This window comes from Cellulomonas sp. RIT-PI-Y (assembly GCF_025642745.1).
In the GTDB taxonomy this organism is placed as follows: Bacteria; Actinomycetota; Actinomycetes; order Actinomycetales; family Cellulomonadaceae; genus Cellulomonas.
Genome location: NZ_JANZKP010000082.1, coordinates 1 through 8,693, shown reverse-complemented (window position 1 = coordinate 8,693; position 8,693 = coordinate 1). Strand labels below are relative to the sequence as shown.

The following is an 8,693-nucleotide window of genomic DNA, read 5'->3' as shown; positions in this document are numbered from 1 at the left end:
TGTTCAGCCCGTACAAGGACATCACGGTCAACCTGAACTGGAACACCAACCAGATGCGGACCGCGGCCACCGGTCAGGTGATCCCGGTGGTGGGCGCCAGCAACAGCCTGGTGTCCAGCGCTCTGCCGAACCTCGGCGCGATCACCCTGGCCTTCGCCACCGGCACCTGCGGCAGCGAGTCGTGGGGCGGGGTGTCCAAGGACGCGTTCGTCGCCGCGAACATCCCGCAGCTCGACAGCGCGGGGCTGAACTACGTGGTCTCCACCGGCGGTGCTGCGGGGTCGTTCAAGTGCGCCACGGGCGACGCGCTGAAGGCGTTCATCGCCACCTACGCCACGCCGCACCTGGTCGGCATCGACTTCGACATCGAGAGCGGGCAGTCGGTGGCGGACGTCCAGGCCCTGGTGAACGCCGCCGCGGCGGCCCAGTCCACCTACCCGAAGCTCCGGTTCTCCTTCACCCTGGCGACGCTGGCGGCCTCGGACGGGTCCTACGGCGGGCTGAACAGCACCGGGGACGCCGTGGTGAAGGCGATCAAGGCGTCCACGCTGACCAACTACACGATCAACCTGATGACGATGGACTTCGGCCGGGCGACCGCGGCGAACTGCGTCCTCAAGGGGGCGACCTGCGACATGGGTGCGTCCACGATCCAGGCGGCGGTGAACCTGAAGCACACCTACGCCATCCCGTACAGCAAGGTCGAGCTCACCCCGATGATCGGCGTGAACGACACCTCGGACGAGGTCTTCACCCTGGCCGACGTGGACACGGTGACGGCCTGGGCGGTGCAGAACGGGATCGCCGGCCTGCACCACTGGTCGCTGGACCGGGATACGCCGTGCGCCTCACCGCAGTCGACCGCCTCACCGATCTGCAGCTCGGTGAGCGGTTCCACCCCGTTGCAGTGGACCAAGCGCTTCCTGAGCGATCTGGGGCGCTGAACAGACGTGCGGCCGACCCGGGACACCGGGTCGGCCGCACCGGTCACTCCGCCAGGGTCAGGATCTCGGCCCCGTCCTCGGTGATCAGGATGGTGTGCTCGCTGTGCGCGGTCCGGGCGCCGGTCACGCTGCGCAGCGTCCAGCCGTCCGCGTCGGTGACCAGCTCGTCGGTGTCCGCCATGATCCACGGCTCCAGGGCGAGCAGCAGGCCGGGGCGCAGCGTGTAGCCGCGGCCCGGACGCCCGTCGTTGGAGATGTGCGGGTCCTGGTGCATGGTCGAGCCCACGCCGTGCCCGCCGAACTCCAGGTTGATCGGGTACCCGGCGTCGGTCAGCACCTCGCCGATCGCGTACGACAGGTCGCCGATCCGCGCCCCGGGGCGGGCGGCGGCGATCCCCGCGGCGAGCGCGCGCTGGGTCGCGTCGATCAGGTCGAGGTCCTCCTGTGACCCCCGGCCGCCGACCACGAACGTGATCGCGGAGTCCGCGACGACCCCGTCGAGGGAGACCGCCAGGTCCAGGGTCAGCAGGTCGCCGTCGGCCAGTCGGTAGTCGTGCGGCTTGCCGTGCAGCACCGCATCGTTGACCGAGGTGCAGATGTAGTGCCCGAAGGGCCCCTCGCCGAAGGACGGGGCGTAGTCCACGTAGCAGGACACCGCGCCGGCCTCGACGATCATCTCCCGGGTCCAGCGATCGATCTCCAGCAGGTTGGTGCCGGCCGTGGCGCGGCCCTTCATGGCCTGCAGGATGCGGGCCACCAGGGCGCCGACCGCCCGGGCACGGGGAAGTTCACTGGGGCTGAGGATCTCGATCATCGGGGCCTTCTCGCACGAGTTGCCAATAACTATCCCGGCCAGGGTATCCCGGTATTACTATCGGCGTCATGGTCCGGCTCCCGCTCACCTCCGACGAGCTCGAACGCGGCCGCCGACTGGGCGCCGCCCTGCGCCAGGCCCGCGGCGAGCGGTCGATGCTCAGCGTCGCACTGGACGCCGGGGTGTCGCCGGAGACGCTGCGCAAGATCGAGTCCGGGCGGATCGCCACCCCGGCGTTCCCGACCGTCGCGGCGATCGCTGCCGTGCTCGGGGTGTCGCTGGACGAGCTCTGGGCGCGCGCGAGCACGGCGCAGGCGGTCGCCTCCTAGCGGATCGCCGCCGACGCGGGTCGGCCCGTCGGCAGGGCGACTGCAGCGGCGTCCGGGCGGTGACATCGAGCCGCTCGGCGGTGAGACCTTCCGCGACCTCGCTGTGACCGTCCTGTGACCTTCGCGACCGGTTGCCCGTCCAGGACGACGGTCCACCCGACGGCCCTCGGAACCTCCGTCCGTCGGTCCTAGCTTGGCGACCGCGGCCACCGGACCAGGACGTCCCGGGTCGCGTCAGGTCAGCTCGGTGCGCTGTGACGCCGGACCGGACGCCCGCCCCGATGGGGGGACGGGAGTCGGCCGGGGCGGGCAGCAGGGCCGCTCGAAGGACAAGGAAGGTCAATGAAGACGACGACACCACGGACCCCGCGGGGGGCCACGTACGTCAAGGGCGTCGCGGTGGTCACCGGCGTGGCCCTGTTCGCCCTGACGGCATGCACCTCCGCCGACCCGGAGGACCAGAGCTCCGACTCCAGCAGCTTCACCACCCGGGACGTCAGCGACGGCACGACCGACTTCGTGGTCGTGACCAACCCGGGCGACGGCGCGACGCTGTCCTACGGCGCGGACAGCGGCATCGAGCTGCTCACCGAGACGGTGGACGGCAAGGAGTACGCGTTCAAGGACATGAACGGCAACGGCACGCTGGACCTCTGGGAGGACTGGCGCGAGTCCGCCGAGGACCGGGCCGCTGATCTGGCCGGACAGCTCTCCAAGGAGCAGATCGCCGGTCTGATGCTGTTCAGCTCGCACGAGCGGTCTCCCGCCGACGGCCTCACCGACGCGCAGAAGGAGTACCTGTCGGACTCGCGCCTGCGCAACGTGCTGAACGCCGGCCCGAACGACGTCGAGGCGAACGTCACCTGGTCCAACGAGCTGCAGGCCTACGTCGAGTCCCTGGCCACCGAGGACGAGCCCTACGTCCCGGTCAACTTCAGCTCCGACCCGCGCTCCACCGCGGAGAGCGGCGGCAACTACAACGCCTCCGGCGACATCTCGCGCTGGCCGTCGAACCTGGGCCTGGCCGCGACCTTCGACACCGAGACGATGAGCACCTTCGCCAGCACCGTGTCGGCCGAGTACCGCGCGCTGGGGATCGGCACCGCGCTCAGCCCCCAGATCGACCTGGCCACCGAGCCGCGCTGGCTGCGGGTCGACGGCACCTTCGGGGAGAACGTCGAGCTCGCGACCGCGATGGCCCAGGCCTACGTCGAGGGCTTCCAGGCCACCCCGGACGAGGACGGCTGGGGCGACGAGTCCGTCAACGCGATGATCAAACACTGGGCCGGCGACGGTCCGGGCGAGGGCGGCCGCGAGTCGCACACCGAGGCCGGCAAGTACGGCGTGTACCCCGGTGACAACTTCGACGCGCACGCCGAGGTCTTCCTCGGCTCGATGGACGCCGCCGCCGTGATGACCGCGTACTCCATCGCGCTGGACGGCGACGGGAACGCCCTGGGCGGTGGCGACCGGATGGGCTCCGCCTACGACTCCTACCGCACCGGCCTGCTGCGGCAGGACTTCTCCGGCGTGGTCGTCACCGACTGGGGCGTCACCGCCGGTGGTAGCACCGACCCCGATGCGCTGATCGGCACCTCCTGGGGTGCGGACGACCTGACGGTGGCGGAGCGGCACTACGCGATCCTGCAGAACGGCGTCGACATGTTCGGCGGCAACAACGCGGTCGCCCCGGTGCTCGAGGCCTACGACATGTGGCAGGCGGACTACGAGGCGGGCGTGAACGACGTCGACGCCGAGACCCGCTTCGCCGAGTCCGGGACCCGCATCCTGGCGATGCTGTTCCAGCCGGGTCTGTACGAGAACGCCTACCTGGACCTCGACGAGTCCCAGGAGATCGTCGCGAGCCAGGACAAGCTGGACGCCGGCTACCAGGCGCAGCTCGACTCGGTCGTCATGCTGAAGAACGACGCCGAGACGATCGCCGCCGCCGAGGCGGGTGACTGGGCCGACAAGACGGTCTACATCCCGAGCAACTACGACACCGGCCAGGACGGACTGTTCGGCCCGGGCGAGTACACCGAGGGCCCCGGCCTGACGGTCGAGATCGCGGAGGAGTACTTCGCCGAGGTCGTCACCGACGAGGCCGTGAAGGACGCGGACGGCAAGGTCACCAGCTACACCGCCCCCGACCTGTCCGACGTGGACCTGGTCCTGGTCGGGATGGACTCGCCGAACAGTGGTGCCGTCTTCGCCAACTCCGGCCACGACACCGAGACCGACGAGTGGTACCCGCTGTCCCTGCAGTACCGCCCGTACACCGCGGACGGCGAGAACGTCCGCCAGGTCTCCCTCTCCGGCGACCTCCTCGCGGACGGCACCCAGCAGAACCGGTCCTACTACGGCAACACCTCGCGCACCGCGAACGAGTCCGACCTGGACGCGTTCGAGCGTGCGGTGGCCGCCGTCGAGGCCTCCGGCAAGGACATCCCGGTCATCACGGTCCTCAAGGCCAAGAACCCGACCGTCCCGGCCGAGTTCGAGGCGCAGTCCGACGCGATCCTGGTCGGTTTCGGCGTCAGCGACCAGGCCCTGATCGAGACCGCTCTCGGTCTGTCCGAGCCGCAGGGCCGGCTGCCGATCGCCTTCCCCGCCTCCATGGACGCCGTCGAGGCCCAGCTGGAGGACGTCCAGGAGGACACCGAGCCCTACGTGGACTCGGCCGGCAACTCCTACCTGTTCGGGTTCGGCCTGGACTACAGCGGCGTCATCGCCGGGTGATCGACCCGGGTGGCCGGCGCATCCGTCCCGGCCACCCGGTGCACCACCGGCCGCGGGGTGGGCCCGCGGCCAGCACTCTCATTCGAGGAGCACGACAGTGAAGCGCAAGATCCTGACCACCGGACTCGGTGTGGCGATCGCCCTGACCGGCGCCTTCGGCCTGACCGCGTGCAGCAGCGACGACTCGTCGGGCGGCAGCGACACCGCCGCCACCACGTCGCAGGACGTCGACGTCGCCGAGGACCTGGAGAACGCCCGGGCCGCGGTGTCCGACGCCCTGGCCGAGGACGACTCCTGGGGCCAGATCATGCTGGCCAGCGACGTGCAGGCGCCGACCGTGAAGTACGGCCTGCTGGTGGTGCCCTACTCCTTCTCCGAGGCGGCGTCCCGCGTGCAGGGCACCGTCACGATCACCGACGGCGCCTACACGATCGACGCCGACTCGGCGGAGACCGGCAAGACCTGGCAGATCGACCAGGACGGCACCATCACCGAGGTCACCGAGTAGCGGTCGCACCCGGCCGGGGCGCCCACCCGCGCCCCGGCCCAGCCGCACCGTCGATCGCTCCCGAGGAGGAACGCAGTGAACGCCCGCGTGAAGAAGCGCATGTCGAACAAGAAGTACCTGGCGATCTGGGTGCCGGTGCTGGCCCTGGTGACCCTGGTCGCCGTGGTGGCGAACGTCGCCCTGGTGGTCGCGGGCGGCTGGGTCGCCTCCCAGTTCGGTTCCGGGACCTACACCTTCACCAATGCCGAGGAGTCGGCCGACTGGGACACCGACTACTACACCTCCGACTACGCGGACATCGACGAGGTCGACGCCGCCGCGAAGGACCTGGTGGAGGAGATCTCCGGCGCGGGCATCGTGCTGGCCAAGAACGAGTCCGCGGCCCTGCCGCTGGCCGCCGGTGCGAAGGTCACCATGCTCGGCCGTGCCGCCGCGGACCCGGTGTTCGGCGGTTCGGGCTCGGGGTCGGTCGACACCAACTCGGCCGTGAACGCGCGCCAGGGCCTGGAGAACGCCGGCTTCACCGTGAACGACGCGGTGTTCAGCACCATCGAGTCCTTCGCCGCGGAGAACCCGCGCGGCTACATCGAGATGGACAACCCGGAGGCCTCCTCCTACACGATCGGCGAGCTGCCGGTCGCGCAGTACGAGGCGCAGCAGTCCACCTTCGCCGAGTACGGCGACGCCGCGGTGATCTACGTCGGCCGTCCCGGCGGCGAGGGCGGTGACCTGGCCACCGACATGGAGGGCTGGGACGACCACTACGTGTCCGGTCAGCACCAGCTGGAGCTGAACCAGGACGAGAAGGATCTGGTCGCGCTCGCCCAGGCGAACTTCGACACCGTGGTCGTGGTGATCAACGCGTCCACGACGATGGAGCTCGGCCCGCTGCAGGACGACGCCGGCGTGGACGCGATCCTGCTCGCCGGGTCGCCCGGCGCCACCGGCCTGAACGCGCTGGGCCGCATCCTGTCCGGTGACGTGAACCCGTCCGGCCGGACCGCCGACCTGTGGGCCGCGGACTTCACCGCCGACCCGACCTTCGCGAACTTCGGCGGGTACCTCTACGACAACCTGTCGGTCTCCTACCCCGTCTCCGCCGTGGAGTCCGCCACCTCGAACGCGACCGTCACCGACGAGGCGCCGTTCGTGAACTACGCCGAGGGCATCTACATCGGCTACCGCTACTACGAGACCGCCGCGGCCGAGGGCTTCCTCGACTACGACGACGCCGTGGTCTACCCGTTCGGCTACGGCCTGAGTTACACCGACTTCGCCTGGCAGGTCACCGACACCCAGGCCGGTGCCGTCGACGGCTCCATCGCCGTGACCGTGCAGGTCACCAACACCGGTGACGTCGCGGGCAAGGACGTCGTCGAGCTGTACTACACCGCCCCGTACACACCGGGCGGGATCGAGAAGTCCGAGGTCGTCCTCGGCGGCTTCGACAAGACCGGGCTGATCGAGCCGGGGGCGAGCGAGTCGGTGACCATCGAGCTGGCCGTCGAGGACATGGCGTCCTACGACCACCAGGGCGAGGCCGCCTACGTGCTGGAGGCCGGCGACTACCTGCTGAGCCTGCGCTCCGACTCGCACACCGTGGTCGCGGATGCCCTGACCTACACCGTCGACTCCGACGTGGTGTACGCCGGCGACGACCACCGCGCCAGCGACGTCGCCGCGGTGACCAACCAGTTCGACGACGTGTCGGCCCAGTTCGTCGCGGAGCCCACCGAGGGCAAGATCGTGTCGATGTCCCGCGCGGACTTCGCCGGGACGTTCCCGACCGCTCCGACCGGGGACCAGCTGGTCGCGGACGACGCGGTCGCCGAGGGCTTCGCCGCCTGGGACGACGACACCGCCGCCGAGGCCTTCGACGGGGAGATGCCGACCACCGGCGCCGGCACCGACCTGTCCCTGATCGACCTGCGCGGCCTGGCCAAGGACGACCCGCAATGGGACGAGCTGCTCGACTCGCTGACCGTCGGCGACATGACCGACATGCTGCTGAACGGCGCGTACCAGACCGCCGCGATCGGCTCGATCGGCAAGCCGCAGACCACCGAGCCCGACGGTCCCGCCGGCTTCTCCTCCTTCATCAACTCCTCGATCAACGGCGTGGCGTACCCGTCCGAGTTCCTGATCGCCCAGACCTGGGACGTCGACCTCGGCACCGCGATGGGCGAGATGCTCGGCAACGAGGCGATGCAGAAGGACATCAACGGCTGGTACGCCCCGGCGGCCAACCTGCACCGCTCGCCGTTCGCCGGCCGCAACTTCGAGTACTACTCGGAGGACCCGTTCCTGTCCGGTTCGATGATGACCTCGGTGGCCAACGGCGCGGCGACCAAGGGCGTCTACACCACGCTCAAGCACTTCGCGCTGAACGATCAGGAGACCAACCGGGTCAACAACGGCATCGCGACCTGGGCGACCGAGCAGACCATCCGTGAGCTCTACCTCAAGCCGTTCGAGATGGCGGTCAAGGGCATCACGATGGACGTGGCCTACGTGTCCGACGCGGACGGGACCATCGAGCACACCACCGTCGGATCGACCGCGGTGATGAGCTCCTTCAACCGGATCGGGTCGACCTGGGCCGGTGGCTCCGAGGCGCTGATGACGAACGTGCTGCGCGAGGAGTGGGGATTCGAGGGCTTCGCCATCTCGGACTTCAACCTCTACGCCTACATGAACCCGAACCAGGGGATCAGCGCGGGCACCGATCTGACCCTGACCTTCCAGCCGTCGAAGTCCTTCGGGGACACCTCCTCGGCGAAGGCGGTCACCGACATCCGCAACGCCACGCACAACATCCTGTTCACGGTGGCGAACTCGAACGCGATGAACGGGCTGGCCCCGGGCGCCACGGTCGACTACACCCCGCCGACCTGGGTGTACATCCAGATCATCGCGACGGTCCTGGTCGGTCTGCTCGTGCTGGCCGGGGTGGTCATGGTGATCCGCCGGGTCCGCCGCCAGCGGGCGAGCTGACGCACACGCCCCGCCCCGCCGGGCAGACGGAGCCCACCTCCGCCCGGCGGGGCGGCACCCCCGGTCGTCCGACCGACCCCAGTCCACCTCCCTCATCGACGAGGAGTGCACGTTGTCCACCACCGAGAGCCCGAGCGCACTGGATCCGGCCGCTCTGCTGACCACGGCGACCCTGCTGGAGAAGGCCGCTCTGCTGACCGGTAGGACGGTCTGGCAGACCCATGACCTGTCCCGGCTCGGTGTCCGGTCGCTCTGGTTCGCCGACGGGCCGCACGGCGTGCGCAAGCAGGCCGGATCCGCCGACCACCTGGGACTGAACGCCTCCGAACCGGCGTCGAGGTCGAGCGCACGGTGCAGCCGCGGGT

6 protein-coding genes and 1 pseudogene are annotated in these 8,693 nt (G+C 69.9%); 6 read left to right on the top strand and 1 reads right to left on the bottom strand.

Annotated features, from left to right (window positions below; genetic code table 11):
• Positions 1–944 (top strand): annotated as a pseudogene (locus OGL89_RS16460) (hypothetical protein); the annotation flags it as partial.
• A 43-nt stretch (positions 945–987) separates the two neighbouring features.
• Here the strand turns inward: OGL89_RS16460 and map are convergent.
• Complete coding sequence (gene map, locus OGL89_RS16455) at positions 988–1,758, bottom strand: type I methionyl aminopeptidase (RefSeq protein WP_263121256.1); 771 nt, start codon at positions 1,756–1,758, stop codon at positions 988–990.
• Positions 1,759–1,826: 68 nt separating this feature from the next.
• Here map and OGL89_RS16450 point away from each other — a divergent pair, with 68 nt between their 5' ends.
• The 5 genes from OGL89_RS16450 to OGL89_RS16430 all read left to right on the top strand — a co-directional run.
• Positions 1,827–2,087 (top strand): helix-turn-helix transcriptional regulator, encoded by a 261-nt coding sequence (locus tag OGL89_RS16450; RefSeq protein WP_263121255.1) that lies wholly within the window; start codon positions 1,827–1,829, stop codon positions 2,085–2,087.
• Positions 2,088–2,429: 342 nt separating this feature from the next.
• Positions 2,430–4,826, top strand: coding sequence for a glycoside hydrolase family 3 protein (locus tag OGL89_RS16445; protein ID WP_263121254.1), 2,397 nt, complete (start codon positions 2,430–2,432; stop codon positions 4,824–4,826).
• 97 nt (positions 4,827–4,923) lie between these two features.
• Positions 4,924–5,334: a hypothetical protein gene (locus OGL89_RS16440; protein WP_263121253.1), complete on the top strand. Its 411-nt coding sequence runs from the start codon at positions 4,924–4,926 to the stop codon at positions 5,332–5,334.
• Positions 5,335–5,409: 75 nt separating this feature from the next.
• Positions 5,410–8,328, top strand: a complete 2,919-nt coding sequence (locus OGL89_RS16435; protein ID WP_263121252.1) for a glycoside hydrolase family 3 C-terminal domain-containing protein — start codon at positions 5,410–5,412, stop codon at positions 8,326–8,328.
• A gap of 112 nt (positions 8,329–8,440) precedes the next feature.
• Positions 8,441–8,693: hypothetical protein (locus OGL89_RS16430; RefSeq protein WP_263121251.1), on the top strand; the 253-nt coding region annotated here is incomplete at its 3' end.